We start from the raw sequence: 17,253 nt of genomic DNA on the forward strand, positions 1-17,253 counted from the left end.
AGATGGGGAACATGAGAGGAAATTTAGCGATCGGGATCGACTACGGGACGGAATCCGGCCGGGTATTGATCGTCGATGTGCGGGACGGCCGTGTGCTGGGCTCGCACGTTACGGCTTATCCGCACGGGGTGATGGACGACACGCTTCCGGGCGGCGGGACGAAGCTGGGAACGAACTGGGCGCTTCAGCACCCGGACGACTACATCGAAGTGCTGCGCCGGTCCGTTCCGGAGGCGCTGAGGATGTCCGGGGCGTCTGCGGAGGACGTGATCGGCATCGGCATCGATTTTACCGCGTGTACGATGCTGCCGGTCGACGCATTTGATGTTCCTTTGTGCTTCAAGGACGAATGGAGAGACCGTCCGAACGCATGGGTGAAATTGTGGAAGCATCATGCCGCCCAGGAGGACGCCGACCGGCTGAACGAGATCGCGGTCAGCCGCGGCGAATCGTTTCTGAGCCGGTACGGCGGCAGCCTGTCCTCGGAGTGGATGCTGCCGAAGATTAGCCAGACGCTGCGTGAAGACCCGGACGTCTACGAGGCGGCCGACCGGTTCGTCGAGGCGGCCGACTGGGTCGTCGCGCAGATGACGGGGACGCTGAGACGCAGCAGCTGCGCTGCGGGCTACAAAGGCAATTGGCATAAGGCGGAAGGATATCCGAGCCGCGATTTCCTGAAGGCGGCCGATCCGCGGCTGGAGACGCTTGCGGAGACGAAGCTGCGGGGAGAGGTCGTCGCTTCCGGCACGAAGTCGGGCGAGCTGACCGGAGAGATGGCCCGTCTGATTGGCCTGAAGCCCGGCATTCCGGTAGCGGCTGCGATCATCGATGCTCATGCTGCCGTTCCGGGGGCGGGTATCGTCGCTCCGGGCACGATGGTGCTGGCGATGGGCACGTCGCTGTGCCATATGATTATTGCCGATACGGAACAGCCGGTCGAAGGAATACGCGGCATCGTCGAGGACGGGATTATCCCCGGCTATTACGGGTACGAAGCGGGCCAGCCGGCGGTAGGCGATCTGTTCGCCTGGTTCGTCGAACATGCGGTGCCCGCTTACGTCCGGGATGAAGCGGATCAGGAGGGCATATCCGTATTCGAATGGCTGGGACGCGGAGCAGCCCGGCTCGCTCCAGGAGAAAGCGGCTTGCTGGCTTTGGACTGGTGGAACGGCAACCGTTCCGTCCTCGCGAGCGAGAGCTTGAGCGGCCTGATCGTTGGTTATACGCTGCATACGAAGCCGGAAGAGGTGTACCGCGCTTTGCTCGAAGCGGCCGCCTTCGGGACGAGACGGATCGTTGATGCCTTCGAAGAGAGCGGCATCCGGGTCGACGCGATCGCGGCGAACGGCGGGATTCCGCAGCGCAATCCGCTGCTGATGCAGATTTACGCCGACGTTACCGGCAAGAAGGTCCATATTCCGGCGGCCGAGCAGGCGACCGCGCTCGGCTCGGCGATGATGGGCGCAGTAGCCGCCACGGCGGCGGGCGGCGGATACGATTCGATCGCCGAAGCGGCGGCCGTTATGGCCCCGCCGGTGAAAAAGACGTACGAGCCGATCGAGCGGAACGTTCGGCTCTATGAAGAGCTGTACCGCGAGTATGTCGCGCTGCACGATTACTTCGGCCGCGGGGCGAGCGGCGTTATGCGCAGCTTGCGCAAGCTGAAGGAGCGAGCGGCGGGCGGCGCTGCGGACGCTTAGCGGCGAGCGCGGCGCGGCGCTGCGGTTGCGAGCGTGTTTGCGATGGGCCGCCGTCAGGCGGCAGCGCGGTGCGTGCGTCGCATTGCGTACATTGCACGGCGACCCTCGTGCTGCGTGCAATGCACCGCGCACCGCGTCTGCGGATGGGACCCCGGCCGGAGTCGGGGTGCCGTTCGCGGCGGAGAAGGATCATCTAGCTCAATAGCAGCTTCTTGCACCTCTTATTTGGGACATTTCTCGGATGGACCTCACACGTTTCTCCCGGCGATTATAAGAGCTTATTTCGAGGCTGTCGATTCATTGTGGACAACCAAGTGGAAAGGGAAAAGATTACCTTCTGGCGAGTTTTGTCTGGAATGCCCTACCTTACAATCCTTATTCAATCAAGGGATTCCGGACAACCTGTCTGAGCAGAAGAAGGTAACTTTTCACTTGGAACGGCCTGCTAACACTTCTACACAATGAATCGACAGTCTCTGCTTTCATCCGCTATTTTGGACAAAAGTGGATTTTCGGCGAGTTTAAGGGGTACTAAAGACTCTTAACGATCAGTTTGAGCTGTTGATCGAGGAAGCAGCCGGGGAAGAGGCGGTTGGAAGCGTCGGCATTCAACTAACTCACTGTGGTTCATTGAGCTTACGAGTAACTGTGAATCGGGAAAGTGGCAGGAGAAGGCGGCTGGTAGCAGCATTCGGCTCACCATAGCTAACTGGGCTGTACGGATTAATTCGGAAGTGGGGACACAGCGGGGGGACGGGCGTTAGTTAGTTTCACTTTACAGAGGTGTACCGTGTGCTCCAGCTTGCTGCATCTGCATCCGAGGCTGCAAACGGCGGACGCGAAGCTCGTTTCGTTTCCGTCATATCGCTTTATTAGGCACTATCACGGTCTGGAATGGAAGTTTAGATTCGGCCGGTTCACCGATTTCGGGGAACGGCCGCTTCAACTTTAACAAACTCAACCCGAATCGGGAAGGGGGAGAGCAGATGCAGCCTGTACATCGTATCCAAGAACTGGCGCCTGAATATTCGATCGTCTATGAATCTCCGGATCCCGGCAGCGTTTATGCGTACAGCCCGGGGATCGCGGTACTGCCGGGCGGCCGTTTGCTGGCGACGCTCGACTTGAGCGGTCCGGGAATCGGAGCGGTTCCGGGACCGAAGCGGACGATCGAATGGGGCAAGCTTTGGTTCGGGCAAGTATACACGTCGGATGACGACGGCCGGACATGGGACCATCGCGCGGATTTCCCGTTTATGCACGCAAGGCCTTTTGTAGCCGGAGATACTGTCTACGTGATCGGGCACTGCAACGATCTGGTTATTATGCGTTCCGGCGACGGGGGCGAGACGTGGGGGGAGCCGTGCTTTTTGACCGAAGGTCAAGTATGGCATCAGTCGGCCTGCAACGTTATTGATGCAAAAGGAAACGTTTACCTCGTTATGGAGCGCATTACGCTGCCCGGGGTTAAAGAGCTTCGCACTCATTTGATGGCGCCTGTTCTGATGCGGGGGGATGTCCGTTCCGATCTGACGAAGCGGGATGCTTGGACGTTCGCCTCCGAGCTGACAATGTCCGAAGCATTGGCCGGTAAGGAAAACGACTTGTTCGGCGTTCCTTTTTTCCACGAGAAGAACCCACGGGGCGCTGCGGACGTTCCGCCCGGACAGAAGGGGATGTATCCGCGGGGCTGGCTGGAGACGAACGTGGTGCAGTTTACGGACGATCGCCACTTTTTCTATGATCCGTCGGGCCGGACGTTCCATTTGTGGATGAGGGCGAATACGGGCGGCACGGGGTATGCGGCCATCGCCAAAGCGGTGGAGCAAGAGGACGGAACGATCCGCACGATGCTGGAAACGGTGCCTTCGGGGAAAACGATGCTCTTCGTTCCTTGTCCCGGCGGACAGATGAAATTTTACATCCTGCACGATGCCGTTACCGGGCTGTACTGGCTGCTGAGCTCGCAGGCGACGGACAGCATGACGCATCCGGACAGACTTCCGCCCGATCGCGGAAGCAATCCGAATAACGAGCGGCATCGGCTCCAGCTTCATTTCTCGCGCAACTGCGTGGATTGGTGCTTTGCCGGGCTGGTCGCCAAAACCGACTCTGGCAAACAGGCGCGCCACTATGCCAGCATGGCGATATCCGGCGACGATCTGGTCATCTTGAGCCGATCCGGGGACGAACGAGCGGCCAGCTCGCATGACGGCAATCTGATCACGTTTCACCGGATTCGAAATTTTCGGGAGCTTGTGTACTGAATGTAACGATTGTGCTGCTAAGTCTGCTTGTACGGAGACACGTTCACCCCGTTGCAAAATCCGTTCCGGAAGACAATACGTATGATGCAACCGCCTTTGAATCCCTGTTGGGGATCAGGCGGTTTTTTTGTCAGCCGAGAACCTAACCGTCGCCCACGCCAAAGCGCTGGTTTCACAAAATGCTCCTAAGTTGCGCCAGGCCATCCTTCAAAAAATAACTAAAAAATGCTGCCTTGATCGAGCAGGAAAAAGTCGAATTGTGTCGAAACTGTACAAGGAAAATGCTGTAAGGAAAGGTGAGTCTATGAAGCGAAGACAAGGATTGCGACTGCGTCTTCTGGTCGTCGCTTTGGTCGTCTTCTCGATCTGGGCGACACTCGGTGCCAGCACGTATATCGCCTATCGGACCGAGAAGGAAGCGCTCACCCGCTTGACGCTGGAGATGAATCAGATCAATTCCGATAAAATCGCCGAGTCGGTGGACGGCTTGTTCGCCAGCATGAAAAAAAGTTTGGCCGCCACCGGCGATTATTTCGTTCGCAATCGCAATCAAATCCCGTTAGCCGAACAGCTGGAGCTGTTCCGGCTGAATCATCCCGAGTTCAATTCCGTCGTTCTGGTCGACGAGAAGGGGAGATTGCTGGAGTCTTCGCCGGCAAACGCGACTTTGAAGGGGCAAGTCATCACGAGCGAAGGCACGGTCCAGGCCCTCCGGGAGAAAAGGCCCTTTATATCCGAGCCGTACGTCAGCACGCTAAACCGGCTGGTTGTCGTGGTCAGCCATCCGCTCGTCGATGAGAAGGGCGTGTACCGCGGGTTTATCGGCGGCTCGATCTGGCTGCAGGAGGAAAACTTGCTGAGCAAGTTGCTGTCGACGTCGCCGAACGATGAAAACGGTTCCTATATGTACGTCGTCAGCTCATCCGGCAATTTGCTGTACCATCCGGATTCTTCGCGCAATGGGGAAAACGTCAAGGAGAATCCGGCCGTGAGCGAACTGTTGAGCGGACATTCCGGGAAGATGCGGCTTACCAATTCGTGGGGAATCGAAATGCTGGCCAGCTATACGGCGCTCAAGGAAACCGGCTGGGGCGTCGTGGCGCAAACGCCGGCGGAGAGCGTGAACCGGGACACGAAAAAACTGGTTCTGCTTATTCCGCTTTATACGCTTCCGATTATGGCCGTGTTTATTTTCGCGATTAGTCTTATCATCGGCAAAGTGGCGGACCCGCTAGTCAAGCTGGCCCGTTATGCGGCGAGACTGTCTTATCAGGCGGGAGCGATCGAGCCGGTTCCGCGGATTCATGACTGGAACTTCGAGGCGAATCAGTTGCACAGGGCGCTGACGATAGCGGTACGGCAGTTCGGGAGCGAATTCGACAGCTTGTCCCACGAAGCGAATACGGACCCGTTGACCGGCTTGTACAACCGTCGGGTACTCGAGCTTTATACGCGAACCTGGATCGGCGGCCGTGTGCCGTTTAGCCTGCTGCTGATCGATTTGGATCATTTCAAGCGGATCAACGATACGTTCGGCCACGATACCGGGGACGAAGTGCTGAAGTTTCTGGCGCGGGCCGTCCGGTCACTGACCGAAGAACGGCATATGTGCTGCCGGTTCGGAGGCGAGGAATTCGTCGTGCTGATGCCGGATACGGCTCCCGAGCAGGCGCTCGTCTACGCCGAGACGATCCGCGCCTACATGGAAGCTACGGACAGCCCGGCAGGGCGGCCGGTAACGCTATCCATCGGGATAGCCGCTTACCCGGAAGATGCGGACGATGCCGAGCAACTGTTCCGGCTGGCCGACGAAGCGCTTTACCGGGCCAAGGGTGCGGGCCGCAACCGGATTGAATATTACCCGACCAGGCCTGGCGAGCGCCCGAAGCGGGCTAAGTAGACTGCACGCACCGTTTTAAATGGCGATATCAAGCGGAATGGTCGGATGGTACTTGTAACCGATCAGCTTGAAGTCGTCGATCGTAAAATCGTCGAACCGGCGTACGTCCGGGTTGATCCACAGCTCGGGGGCCGGGAACGGCTCGCGGCTGATCTGCTCCCGGAGCGGCTGGGCGTGACGCTCGTAGATATGGGCGTCGTTCAGGTTAAACGTAAGCGTGCCTAGCTGATAACCGGTCACCTGGGCGATCATCCGCTGCAGCACGTAATATTGAAACACATTCAGCGGATGCCCCAGGCCGATGTCGTTCGAGCGGGCGTTCACGACGAGGTGGAGCTGATCTTGCTTGACGAGCCATTGGTTATTCCAAACGCACGGATACAGCTCCATCTGGTCCAAATCGTCGATATTCCATAGCGAAATGACGTGCCTTCTCGAAGCCGGGTTCGTTTTCAGCTCCGAAAGCAGCCGCTCGACCTGGTTTGTAATTTTCCCTTGTATATAAATCGGCTTGCCCAGCTGGTAGCCGTACGCTTTGCCGATATTGTTGTTTTCGTTCGTCCATTCCTTCCACAGCTTAACGCCATGCTCGTCCAAATAAGCGCAGTCGCTAGTCCGCTTGACGTAAAACCACAGCAATTCGTGAATCGCCGATTTCCAGGCAACCCGCTTGGTCGTCAAGATCGGGACCTCGGAGTTGTCGAACCGCAGCTGCCGGCAAATCGTGCTGATCGTATGAGCGGGAGTTCCGTCGGCCCACACCGTTCTCACTTGGTGATCCGTATCCCATACCCCGTTATCCAAAACGTCGGTAACCAGTTCTTTGTATACTGCATCGGCCTTTCCCATCCTTATTCCCCTTTCGCCGATTCCGGCTTTAATCGCGGGCCGCTTTTGTGGAGGCAACCCTGCGTTCCATCATTTTATCATAATCGAGCGGAGAGGGCGGTAGCCATTTCGAGAATAAACCGCCGTGGCAGTTTAGGATGGATGCCGTTAACAAAAATGGATTAAGCCTTGCTTAGCTGCGGGAGTATGGTATGATCGATATAATATATACAGGTAATATACAACAAATATCTTATACCGACAGGAGATGAGACGATGGATGCGCTGACGCCAAATCCGGCGCTGTACAACGTTCCGTTTCGCACGGACAACTTTCAGGGAATGCCTTACCGCAGACTCGGCTCTACCGGGCTGAAGGTCTCGAACATCGGGCTAGGCACTTGGAAAGTCGGGCTTCCGAAAACCGGGGACGGCTCGCGGGTAGGGGAGTCTGAGGCGTTTGCGATTTTCGACCGCGCTTTGGAGCTCGGGGTAACGTTTTGGGATACGGCCAACCGGTACAATCTCGGCTCGGGCAACTCCGAGCGGGTAATCGGCAGGTGGCTGCGGGCCAACTCGGCCCACCGGCGCGATATCGTGCTGGCGACGAAGATGTTTGGAGGTATGGACGGCACCACCCCGAACCATAGCGGGCTGTCCAGATCCAATATCATCGACTCGGTAGAAGCGAGTCTGGAACGGCTGCAGACCGATTGGATCGACGTGTTGTATTTTCACGGCTACGATCCCGATACGCCCCCGGAAGAGAGCTTGGCAGCCGTTGAAGATTTGGTGCGAAGCGGGAAAGTGCGGTATTTCGGAGTGTCGAACTTTACGGCGGAACAGTTGGAGCAGTACGCGCAGGCCAACGAATCGTTCTCTGTCCGCACCAAGGTGGCGGCAGTGCAAAACCAGTTTGACTTGTTGTACGGGGAAGCTCCCGAACGTCCGGGGGTACTGGAGTATTGTGCGTCCCATGCCGTTTCTTACGTACCGTGGAGCCCGCTGGCCCGCGGACTGCTGACAGGCCGGTACGCCGATCCGGCGAAGGTAGGCCCGGGCGACCGCAGGTATGACGAAGGCGACTGGCAGATCGACGCTCGCACGGCGGAGAAGCTCGGCAAACTGACCGCGCTTGCCCGTGAGCTGGAGATGGGACTCGCCCAGCTCGTCATGGCCTATATGCTCACCCTCCCGGGGATGGGACCGATCATCCCGTCGTCGACAACCGTCTCGCAGCTCGAAGCGAACGCCGCGGCGGGCAAGCTCGCGCTGGACGCGTCCGTGTTGGAGCGGGTGCGCGCGATCACGGGTGTATGGGCTTGATCCGGCGGGCGTTTACGCAGATTTTCCCGGAGGTTGGCGAGCAAGCAAGAGCAAGCAAGACTCCTTAACGGAAGCCTCCTCATCCCGACGCAGATCGGGGTGAAGGAGGCTTCCGTTTGCTCGTGAGCCGCCGACCGAGCCGCCGACCGAGCCGCCGACCGAGCCGCCGACCGAGCCGCCGACCGAGCCGCCGACCGAGCCGCCGACCGAGCCGTCGACCGAGCCGCCGTCTTCCGGCGCGGCACCGAGCCGGGCACTTCACGCTCCCGCCCCTACACCCGATGCGTTTTTCTGAACTCGGAAGGATTCATGTTCGTATGCTGGGTAAACACCTTGCACATATAAAAGCCGTTCTGAAAACCGTTCAGCTGGGCGATCGTATCGATCGTATAATCGGTGTGGATGAGCATCTCCTTGATATTGTGAATCCGCACGGAGGTCAAATATTGCAGAGGGCCTTTCTGGTACGCGGACTGAAATCTCCGCGTCAACTGCGAGGCGCTTAGCCCGTACCGGGCCGCGATCGTTTCCATCTTCAGCGGCTCTGCCGCATTTTCCTCGATGAACGCCGCTACCTTCCGGATCACCTCGTCGATCGGCTTCAGTTCCTCTTCCCCGGCTCTCATCGAGGTTAAGCAAAGCAGCAGCAGATCAAACACATAATGCGCCGACAAGTCCTTATCCGCGGAAGCTTGCTTCAAGTAATCGTAGGTGGAAAGCAGCCGCTGTTTATCGACGATCGAGACGGCCCCGTAGGGCATCGTTTTCGTTTTGGCGGTTTTGGGAACTTCCTGCTCGCTCCATTTGTATTCAATAAAATGAAACGATAACGCCGGGGAGCTCACTTCGCGCCAAAGCGGAAGTCCGGGCGGAACGATCACAACCTGACCGAAGCTCGCTTCTCCTTCCTCCTGACCGATCGCGTAACGAAAGGCTCCATCCTCCGGAGCCAGCATGACCCAATGCGCGTACGAATCCGACTCCCGGACGAACTGCGTCTTGGACTCCCCCCAATAGTAATGCACGATTTGATGCGACTCGTTTTTTTTCCACATGATAACACCCCCTGCGCAAAAATGTATATAAAATAGTTTAATATCTTCCATTCGTTCTTGTATAGTCTTCTCTTACAATGAAGAGGAAGAGAGGGGAGAACCATGGATTTACGCGGAAAGGTCGCGGTTGTTACCGGCGGGCAGCGGGGGATCGGGAAAGCGATTACCGCCGCGTACCTGGCAGCCGGGGCGAAAGTGGCCGTCATTCATAACGACGAACAGCAGCACCACCCATCTTCACAGCTTGGGCCGATCGGACCGGAAGAGCGGTTTTGCGAGCTGCATGGAGACGTATCGCAGTCCGGCCGGATGAACGTCATCTTCGGACAAATCGGGGACCGCTGGGGGCGGATCGATATTCTCGTCAATTGTGCGGGAATAACCGAACGGCTGCCTCTGACGGCTCTAAACGAATCGTCCTGGGAGCGCATGATGGCCGTTAATCTGAAAGGCCAATATTTGTGCGTGAAGGAAACGGTGCCCCTTATGTTAAAAGCCGGCGGCGGCAGCATCATTAATATATCGTCGATCCGCGCCCGGCTCGGATTCGCCTCGGACAGCTGCTACATCGCCGCCAAGGGCGGAATCGAATCGTTTACCCGGGCGCTTGCGGTAGAGCTGGCCGGGGACCGGATCCGGGTCAACTGCATTGCGCCGGGCGCGATCGAGACCGATTTTAACCGGGAGCGGCTTCAGGAGCCGGCGATCCGCGAAAGCACGCTCCAATCGATCCCGCTCGGCCGGATCGGGGGGCCGGACGATGTGGCGGGTGCGGCGTTGTTTCTCGCGTCCGATCTATCCGCCTTTATTACGGGGGTTACGATTCCCGTCGACGGCGGCCAGCTTATTAAAGGATGACAGGCGGAAGACCAAATCAAGGGGGAGAACAAGATGGATTGGAAACAAAACTACGAATACGGCATACCGGTGCCGGAGCTGATTAAACGGTACAAAGAATTATATACGGGAGCCGTATACGATGTTTTGGACCATATGGGCTATCCGAATCAGGCGCTTGCGAACGGCTTGAAACCGGTTCGTCAGGACATGACGCTGGCCGGTCCGGCTTTTACGATTAAAGGCATTCCCGACATTAAGGGCGACGAAGATTTGCGCACGCGGCGCATTCATCTGTTCAACGATATGAGATCGATCGGCTGCCCGCTCATCGATACGCGGGACTGCAGCATGGACACACAGGCGGCCCATTACGGCGAAATGAACGCGGTGCTCGGCAAGGCGTCGGGCGTCGTTGGCGCCGTCGTTGACGGAGGCTGCAGAGATACGGGCTTCCTGGTGCGGGATAACTTCCCGGTATTTTGCCAGTACCAGACTCCGGTGGAAGCGTACATGCGGTGGAGCTATTATGACTGGCAGATGCCGATCGCTCTGAGAGGCGCGTTAACGTCCGTCGTGCCTGTCCATCCCGGCGATTTCCTGTTCGGCGACCTCGACGGCGTAGTCGTCATACCGCGCAAGCTCGTCGTCGAAGTGCTGGAGAAGACGGAAGCGCTCGTGCAGGTGGAGAATCAGGCTCGCGCCGAGTTCGCCTCCGGAGCCGACCCGGTTGAAATCTACAAAAAATACGGGAAGCTGTAAGCTTGCCCGGCAGTCGAGGAGGCGGAACCTTTTGAAAATCGTGGATATGCGAACCCGCTGCGTAGCGATACCGACGACTGCGCAGCTGCGGCACAGCACGGGGGTTCACCCCGGATATTTCATACGCACGGTGCTGGAGCTGATTACCGACGAGGGGATCGTGGGCCTGGGCGAAGTAGGCGGGGGCGATGCGCGCGGAGCGTTGCAGAAGCTGAAGCCGAGAATAACCGGCGAGGACCCGTTTAACTTGGAGCGGATCAAGCTGAAGGTGCTGCGCAGCGTTTATTACATGTCGAACGCAAGGCTGTACGCGGCGATTGAGATGGCCTGCCTCGATATTCAGGGCAAAGTGCTCGGCCGGCCGCTGAACGTCCTGCTCGGCGGTAAAGTCCGGGACGAAGTGCCGATGATCGGTTACTTGTTCTGGCGGTACGACCGTCCGGGAGGCGGCGACGACCGAACGGCGGAAGAGATGGCGGATCATTGCGAGCAGCTGCACCAGGAGCTCGGCATCACGTCGATGAAGCTGAAGGCGGGCGTGATGGCGCCGGAAGAAGAAGTGCGTACGCTCGAGCTCTGCCGCAAGCGGCTCGGTGACTCGTTCGGCCTGAGAATCGACCCGAACGGAGCCTGGTCGGTCCCGACGGCGATCCGGATGGGCCAGCGGCTCGAGGCGCTCGGCCTGGAATATTACGAAGATCCCTCCTGGGGGCTGGAAGGCAACGCCGCGGTCCGCAGCAAAGTAAGAATTCCGATCGCAACGAACATGTTCCCGAATAAATTCGACGATCTCGGTCCGGCGATCCGGATGGGGGCGGTCGATATTATTTTGACCGATATCCATTACTGGGAAGGACCGCGCGGGGTGAAGGATCTCGTCGCCGTCTGCAATACGTTCAACCTCGGCGTAGCGATGCACAGCGGAGTTGAATTCGGCATCGAGCTGGCCGCCATGCTGCATACGGCCTCGACGATTCCGGTCATGACCTTCGCAGGGGACGCCCACTATCATCATTTGACGGATGATATAATAATTGGCGGATTGATGCCGTACGAGCGCGGATGTATACGCGTGCCGGAAGGTCCGGGCCTCGGCGTGGAGCTGGACGAGGAAAAGATGGAGAAGTACGAGCGGTATTACGAACAAAAGGGAGATTATTACGCCCGGTTCCATCAAGATGCGCGGAGGCCGGATTGGTATCCGATCACCGGAGGTTTTTAGAGGTTACTAGAAGGAGGTTACCGAATGACCGACCGACAGCCTTGCAATCCGTCGGCCTCCGGTTCCGCCGGAGAGCTGCTCCGCTTGTTGTCCGGCTTGCCGGAAAAGAAAGACAGGCGGGTCGTAGTAGGCCAGTATATCACCCGGAACAGCCATAATTCGAATCCTTACGACCCGGCCCAGGCATGGGAGCGCTATTACCAGGACGTATACCGCCAGTCGGGCGAATACCCGGGCTTGGCCGGCTTCGACTTCAGCGGCCGCAGCGTGGACGGCGCCGGAGCGGACAGCGGTCCCTCCGATTCGAATTGGCGCGAATATGCCGAATACCACCATGAGCAGGGCGGTTTGCTCAGATTTATGTGGCATGCGAGCAATCCTTGGACACTGGAGACGTCATGGTCGCAAATCCCGCAGGGGGGCGGGCTGGAACAGCTGATTACCCCGGGAAACGAGGCTTATGACAGGTGGAACGGCTGGCTGGGCCGGCTTGCGGATCAACTCGAGACTTACACGAAAAAAGACATTCCTATCATCTGGGGGCCTCTGCATGAAATGAACGGCAGATGGTTCTGGTGGGGGACCGGCGCGACCGACCAGTTCCGGGAAGTATGGCGGCACATGTACCGCTATTTTACGGAGACGAGGGGTCTGCACAATTTGCTTTGGATGTTTTGCCCGGATGCGAAGGCTTCGTGCGAGCGGGCGGTCGAGCAATATCCCGGGGGGAGCTGCGTCGATATCATTGCGCCTGATCTATATTACGTATCCGCCGATAGCGGGGCGAGCCCGGCGTTGTACGACGAGTTTTCCGATCCGAAATACGGCAAAATTCTGGGGTGGGGGGAAATCGGCGTCAATACGGAAGAGCGGATCGATAACCGGAAATTTATCGAGGAGATCCGCAGCAGATTCCCGCTCGTGACGACGTATATGCAGTGGGGGGACGTATTTTCGGCGGGTACGATCAAAACGTTCGCGCTGCCCTCCAACGATTATATGACGGAGCTGATGCGGGACGATTGGATACTTCCAAGAGGCGAGCTGGCGAAGCTGAAGAACAAATGAGCAAATGAATTCAGCTGTATAGCTTAACGAACCATATCGAATAATCGGGGGGATGTAAGAAATGTTCCACAATTCGAACAGAAACAAAGTGATCGCCGGAATCGGAGCGCTCGCGCTGCTCGGTACAGCTTGCGGAGGCGGGCAGCCGAAGGAGCCGGCCGCTGCTTCGGAAAAGCCGGTCACACCGGTCGAGCTCGTCATTTATTCGGAGAGCGGCTGGTCGCAGGAGGAGTTCAATGACCGGTTCGGCGATTCGATCCGCAAGAAGTTTCCGCAGCATACGTTCAAATATATTCAGAAGACGGGTACGGGCACGCTGCTCGCCGATCTCGTAGCATCGGGACAGAAGATCGATATATACTGGGATTCGGTATCCAAAATCGTATCCAACCTCAAAGATATGCGGCTGGAATATGACATGACCGAGCTGATCAAAAAACGGCAAATCAATCTGAATCAGCTCGAGCCGTCCGTTGTTAACTTCGGCAGGGAGATGTCCGACGGGAAAATGTATGCGCTTCCGGTCGTCATCAACACCCAGGCATTGTATTACAACAAAGATATTTTCGACAAGTTCGGGGTTCCTTATCTGAAGGACGGCATGACGTGGGATGAGGTGCTGGACGTTGCCAAGAAGCTGACCCGGAAAGACGAAGCGAACGAATATTGGGGTGTCGGCTTGTACATCGACCAATATTTGCCGCTGAATCCGTTCTCCTTGCCGTATGTCGATCCGAAGACGGAGAAAGCGACGATCCAGAACGAAAACTGGAGGCCTGTGTACGACGTCCTGACGAAGATTTACCAGACTACGTCCAATAAAATGATGTCGCCGAACGTTTTCGCGACCAAAAAGAACGTAGCGATTACCGTCGCGCTGGGCAATTTCTTCCTGTCCCAGCCGATGGCCGACGTCAACTGGGATATCGTCTCGTTTCCGAAATACAAGGAAGCGCCGCAGCTCGGGCCGCAAACGCTGCCGACTTATTTCGGCATTACTTCCACAAGCGAGCACAAGGAGCTGGCGATGGACGTCATCCAGCATCTGATCAGCGCGGAGAAGCAGACCGAGCTGTCCCGCAAAGGAATCATCCCGGTGCTGACCGACGAAAACGTCAAGAAGCAATTCGGCCAGGATAGTCCGCACAAAAATAAAAACTTGCAGACGATCGTGAACCAGAAGTATTCGCCGATCGCACCGAAAACCAAATACGACGCCAATGCGATGAAAATTTATATCAAATACGACGTCGATCTGGCGACAGGAAAAGTGGATCTGAATACGGCGTTCCGTCAAATCGAAGAAGAAACGAACAGTATGATCGCTCAGGTCAAGTCGAAATAAGCGGGCGTTAGGACGACCTTTTTGAACTGCCATGCAACACCGCAGCGTGCGCCGAGATGGCGCGCGTTGCAACCATTTCCGTTATAAGGCAGGACATTTGATGATCCATCGTCCGCATACGCGGGTCACGGGATAGGATCGATCATGCCGTTACGGATCATGAAAAGCTCCATCGCCTCGTTCAGCCAGTCCTCCTCTTCCTTCGAGAACGGGGAGACGACCATGTTCTCCAAGTCCTCCAACTGCACGGACTCGAGGCTGCCGAACCCGTTCATCGCTTCTTCTCCGACGAACTCCAAACTCGCCTTCATATACCGCTCCACCAGCCCCTGCACCTCCGGAACGCCCGCCGGTCTGCCGAACAGCCTTTTCACTTCGCCGGACAGCTCCAAATACTCCTTGTCCAGCTCCAGTTTGCGATCGTCAGGCTGATCGAACAGCCGGTTTGCGATCTCTTTCGATGTGTGGCCTTCCAGCCATTCCCGCTGCTCGTTCTCCGTCTGGATGCTGTGAATAAGCGTCATCATAATGCTGCTGTCGATGTCGCCCTTTTCCTCAAGCAGCGCAATAAGCGTCCGGACAGAGGTGCCAGTTTTTTCCGCGAATTCTCCTATCGAGTAATGCCGGGCTTTGTTATCGTTCATTCCGTGCTCCTCCTTGTAGCGACTATATAACGATCATAAGGCATAACGTTACCGGAGGTGCAAGCGTTCCTTAACAAAAAAGAAAAGCAGCCGCGTATAATCAATGGAAGACCGCCGCCGGTGCCGTGTAAAAGTTGGGATATTTAGCTTAAGAAATGCAACGCATTTTCCGGCGGTACGGGTTATACTTGTCGCAAAGCCCTGCGAGGGTTGTCAGGCCGCGGCCGGCATAAACGATGATGCCGTGCACGCAGAAGAGAGGGGAACGAAGAGGATGAGTCGAACTATAAAGCTGGGCATTATCGGTGCAGGAAATATTGGGGCGGTACATGCGACGGAGTTCAGCAAGCTGAAGGAGCGCTGCGAGATCGTGGCGATCTCCGACGTGTCCCGGCCGCTCGCCGAATCGAGAGCGGAGCAGTTCGGCATTCCTTCCGTGGAAGAGAGCGCGGAGAAGCTGATCGCCCGCAGCGATATTGACGCCGTCGTCATCGGCGTGCCGAACCGCTTTCATGCGGATTTTGCGGTAAGCGCGCTCGAAGCGGGCAAGCACGTGCTGTTGGAGAAACCGATGGGGCTGAACGCCGAGCATGCCAAGCGGATCGTCCGGGCGCAGAACAGCACCGGCAACGTGCTCATGGTATCGCACCAGATGCGCTGGGACTCGCTGCCGATGCAGGTGAAGTCGCAGATGGAGCAGGGCGCGCTCGGCGACATTTATTCCGCCAAGACCGGCTGGTACCGCCGCAAGGGGATTCCCGGCTGGGGCACTTGGTTTACGCGTAAGGAGATGTCCGGCGGCGGACCGCTTATCGATATCGGGGTTCATATGCTCGATCTGGCGTTTCATCTGATGGGCGATCCGAAGCCGGTCGCGGTATCCGGAGCCGCCTACGCCGAGTTCGGGCCGAAGCGCAAAGGCATCGGCTCGTGGGGAACGCCGGACTGGAACGGCGTATGGGACGTGGAAGATTTCAGCACGGCGCTCATCCGGATGGAGAACGGCAGCACGCTGACGCTGGAAGTAAGCTGGGCGGTTCATATGGATACGGACAGCCAGCCGTTCGTCCATCTGTTCGGCTCCGAGGGCGGAGCTTCGATCCGGGGAGCGCAGGGCAAGTTTTTGACCGAATCGTTTGACCGCGCCATCGAAGTCGAGCTAAAGACACAGGACAAGGATGAAGGACCTCGGGTTCGGATGAGCCGTCACTTCCTCGATTGCGTGGAAAGCGGCAAGCAGCCGATTTCGTCGGCGATCACCGGACTGACGAACAATCTGATTATCGATGCGATTTACGAGTCGTCCCGGACGGGCAGCGAAGTAAGGCTGGATTGGGACGGTCTGCGCTGAGGCGATGTATGGACGCCGGACTGAACAATTGGAAGGAGCAAGCGATATGATTCGTGGATTAACAAGAGCGGGGCTCGGCCAGGTTGGCAGCGACGAGGCGTTTATTGCATTGGCGGCCCGGTACGGCTTCCAGGCCGTTGATATCGATGGGGGCAAGCTGATTGCGGAGAAAGGGGCGGAAGGCGCGGCGTCGCTGCTGAGCGCGAACGGGATGCGGATCGGCTCGATCGGTCTGCCCGTGCAATGGCGGACGACCGACGACGAGTTCCGCAAAGGATTGCCAGCGCTTCTGGCCGCGGCGGAGGGAGCCCGGCAGCTCGGCTGTACGGCGTGCTGCACGTACATCCTGCCTTCGACCGACGAACCGGCGGCGCCGTTTATGGCGGCGGCCATCCGCCGTCTCCGCTTGTGCGCCCAAATTCTCGGAGCGTACGGCATCCGGCTCGGCCTGGAATTCGTCGGCCCGCACCATCTGCGGACGCGCTGGAAGCATCCGTATATTTGGACGATGTCCGATACGCTGGATCTCGCAGCGGCGATCGGGGAGCCGAATGTAGGTCTGCTGCTGGATTCGTACCACTGGTACACGACGGAGCTCGGCGTGGAGGATCTCCACGCACTGCGCGTGGATCAGATCGTACACGTGCATCTGAACGACGCGCCGGACGTTCCGGTCTCGGAGGCGCTTGACAATGACCGCCGGATAACCGGCGAAGGCGTTATCGACCTGGCCGGGTTCTTGAAGGCGCTCCGGCATATCGGGTACACCGGCGTCGTCTCGCAGGAGGTCCTGACCCAGCAGCCTCCGCAAGAGCCTGCGGAACAGCTCGTACAGCGGACCGCGGCGGGGTACGACCGGTTGTTTGCGGAAGCTGGCATCGAAGGCTGACGGCTTCGGAGGACGACGAGGAAGGAACCGCAGTATTGACATAAATGCGGGACAAAAAG

The 17,253-nt window shown here is 57.8% G+C and carries 14 protein-coding genes; 11 read left to right on the forward strand and 3 right to left on the reverse strand.

What is annotated here, in order from left to right; all coding sequences use genetic code 11:
• Positions 1–11: 11 nt before the first annotated feature.
• From AC3Y2E_RS00350 to AC3Y2E_RS00360, 3 genes are all read left to right on the forward strand, one after another.
• Entirely contained in the window at positions 12–1,700 is a 1,689-nt protein-coding gene (locus tag AC3Y2E_RS00350; RefSeq protein ID WP_379205973.1) for a ribulokinase, read from the forward strand.
• 986 nt (positions 1,701–2,686) lie between these two features.
• Entirely contained in the window at positions 2,687–3,967 is a 1,281-nt protein-coding gene (locus AC3Y2E_RS00355; RefSeq protein ID WP_379205975.1) for a sialidase family protein, read from the forward strand.
• 304 nt (positions 3,968–4,271) lie between these two features.
• The gene (locus tag AC3Y2E_RS00360; protein WP_379205977.1) at positions 4,272–5,867 is read left to right on the forward strand and encodes a sensor domain-containing diguanylate cyclase; all 1,596 of its coding nucleotides are present in this window, start codon (positions 4,272–4,274) and stop codon (positions 5,865–5,867) included.
• Positions 5,868–5,882: 15 nt separating this feature from the next.
• Here AC3Y2E_RS00360 and thyA read toward each other — a convergent pair whose 3' ends face one another.
• Positions 5,883–6,716 (reverse strand): thymidylate synthase, encoded by an 834-nt coding sequence (gene thyA, locus AC3Y2E_RS00365; protein ID WP_379205979.1) that lies wholly within the window; start codon positions 6,714–6,716, stop codon positions 5,883–5,885.
• A gap of 255 nt (positions 6,717–6,971) precedes the next feature.
• Between thyA and AC3Y2E_RS00370 the strand changes: the two genes are divergently transcribed.
• A complete protein-coding gene (locus tag AC3Y2E_RS00370; protein ID WP_379205981.1) occupies positions 6,972–8,021 on the forward strand; it encodes an aldo/keto reductase in 1,050 nt (349 codons plus the stop codon).
• Positions 8,022–8,293: 272 nt separating this feature from the next.
• Here AC3Y2E_RS00370 and AC3Y2E_RS00375 read toward each other — a convergent pair whose 3' ends face one another.
• Positions 8,294–9,076, reverse strand: a complete 783-nt coding sequence (locus AC3Y2E_RS00375; RefSeq protein ID WP_379205983.1) for a helix-turn-helix domain-containing protein — start codon at positions 9,074–9,076, stop codon at positions 8,294–8,296.
• A 102-nt stretch (positions 9,077–9,178) separates the two neighbouring features.
• Between AC3Y2E_RS00375 and AC3Y2E_RS00380 the strand changes: the two genes are divergently transcribed.
• The 5 genes from AC3Y2E_RS00380 (at position 9,179) to AC3Y2E_RS00400 (ending at position 14,310) form a co-directional block, all read left to right on the forward strand.
• Complete coding sequence (locus AC3Y2E_RS00380; protein WP_379205985.1) at positions 9,179–9,934, forward strand: SDR family NAD(P)-dependent oxidoreductase; 756 nt, start codon at positions 9,179–9,181, stop codon at positions 9,932–9,934.
• 33 nt (positions 9,935–9,967) lie between these two features.
• Complete coding sequence (locus tag AC3Y2E_RS00385) at positions 9,968–10,675, forward strand: RraA family protein (protein WP_190924219.1); 708 nt, start codon at positions 9,968–9,970, stop codon at positions 10,673–10,675.
• Between the two features lie 40 nt (positions 10,676–10,715).
• Positions 10,716–11,897, forward strand: a complete 1,182-nt coding sequence (locus tag AC3Y2E_RS00390; protein ID WP_379206526.1) for an enolase C-terminal domain-like protein — start codon at positions 10,716–10,718, stop codon at positions 11,895–11,897.
• A 24-nt stretch (positions 11,898–11,921) separates the two neighbouring features.
• On the forward strand, positions 11,922–12,965 hold the full coding sequence (locus tag AC3Y2E_RS00395) for a glycoside hydrolase family 26 protein (RefSeq protein WP_379205988.1): 1,044 nt from the start codon (positions 11,922–11,924) through the stop codon (positions 12,963–12,965).
• A 61-nt stretch (positions 12,966–13,026) separates the two neighbouring features.
• On the forward strand, positions 13,027–14,310 hold the full coding sequence (locus AC3Y2E_RS00400; RefSeq protein ID WP_379205990.1) for an ABC transporter substrate-binding protein: 1,284 nt from the start codon (positions 13,027–13,029) through the stop codon (positions 14,308–14,310).
• A gap of 125 nt (positions 14,311–14,435) precedes the next feature.
• Here AC3Y2E_RS00400 and AC3Y2E_RS00405 read toward each other — a convergent pair whose 3' ends face one another.
• On the reverse strand, positions 14,436–14,954 hold the full coding sequence (locus tag AC3Y2E_RS00405) for a MerR family transcriptional regulator (RefSeq protein WP_379205992.1): 519 nt from the start codon (positions 14,952–14,954) through the stop codon (positions 14,436–14,438).
• 274 nt (positions 14,955–15,228) lie between these two features.
• Between AC3Y2E_RS00405 and AC3Y2E_RS00410 the strand changes: the two genes are divergently transcribed.
• Positions 15,229–16,305 (forward strand): Gfo/Idh/MocA family protein, encoded by a 1,077-nt coding sequence (locus tag AC3Y2E_RS00410; protein ID WP_379205994.1) that lies wholly within the window; start codon positions 15,229–15,231, stop codon positions 16,303–16,305.
• Positions 16,306–16,351: 46 nt separating this feature from the next.
• Positions 16,352–17,194: a sugar phosphate isomerase/epimerase family protein gene (locus AC3Y2E_RS00415; protein ID WP_379205996.1), complete on the forward strand. Its 843-nt coding sequence runs from the start codon at positions 16,352–16,354 to the stop codon at positions 17,192–17,194.
• Positions 17,195–17,253: the final 59 nt, after the last annotated feature.

It is taken from the genome of Paenibacillus sp. MAH-35 (assembly GCF_058135425.1).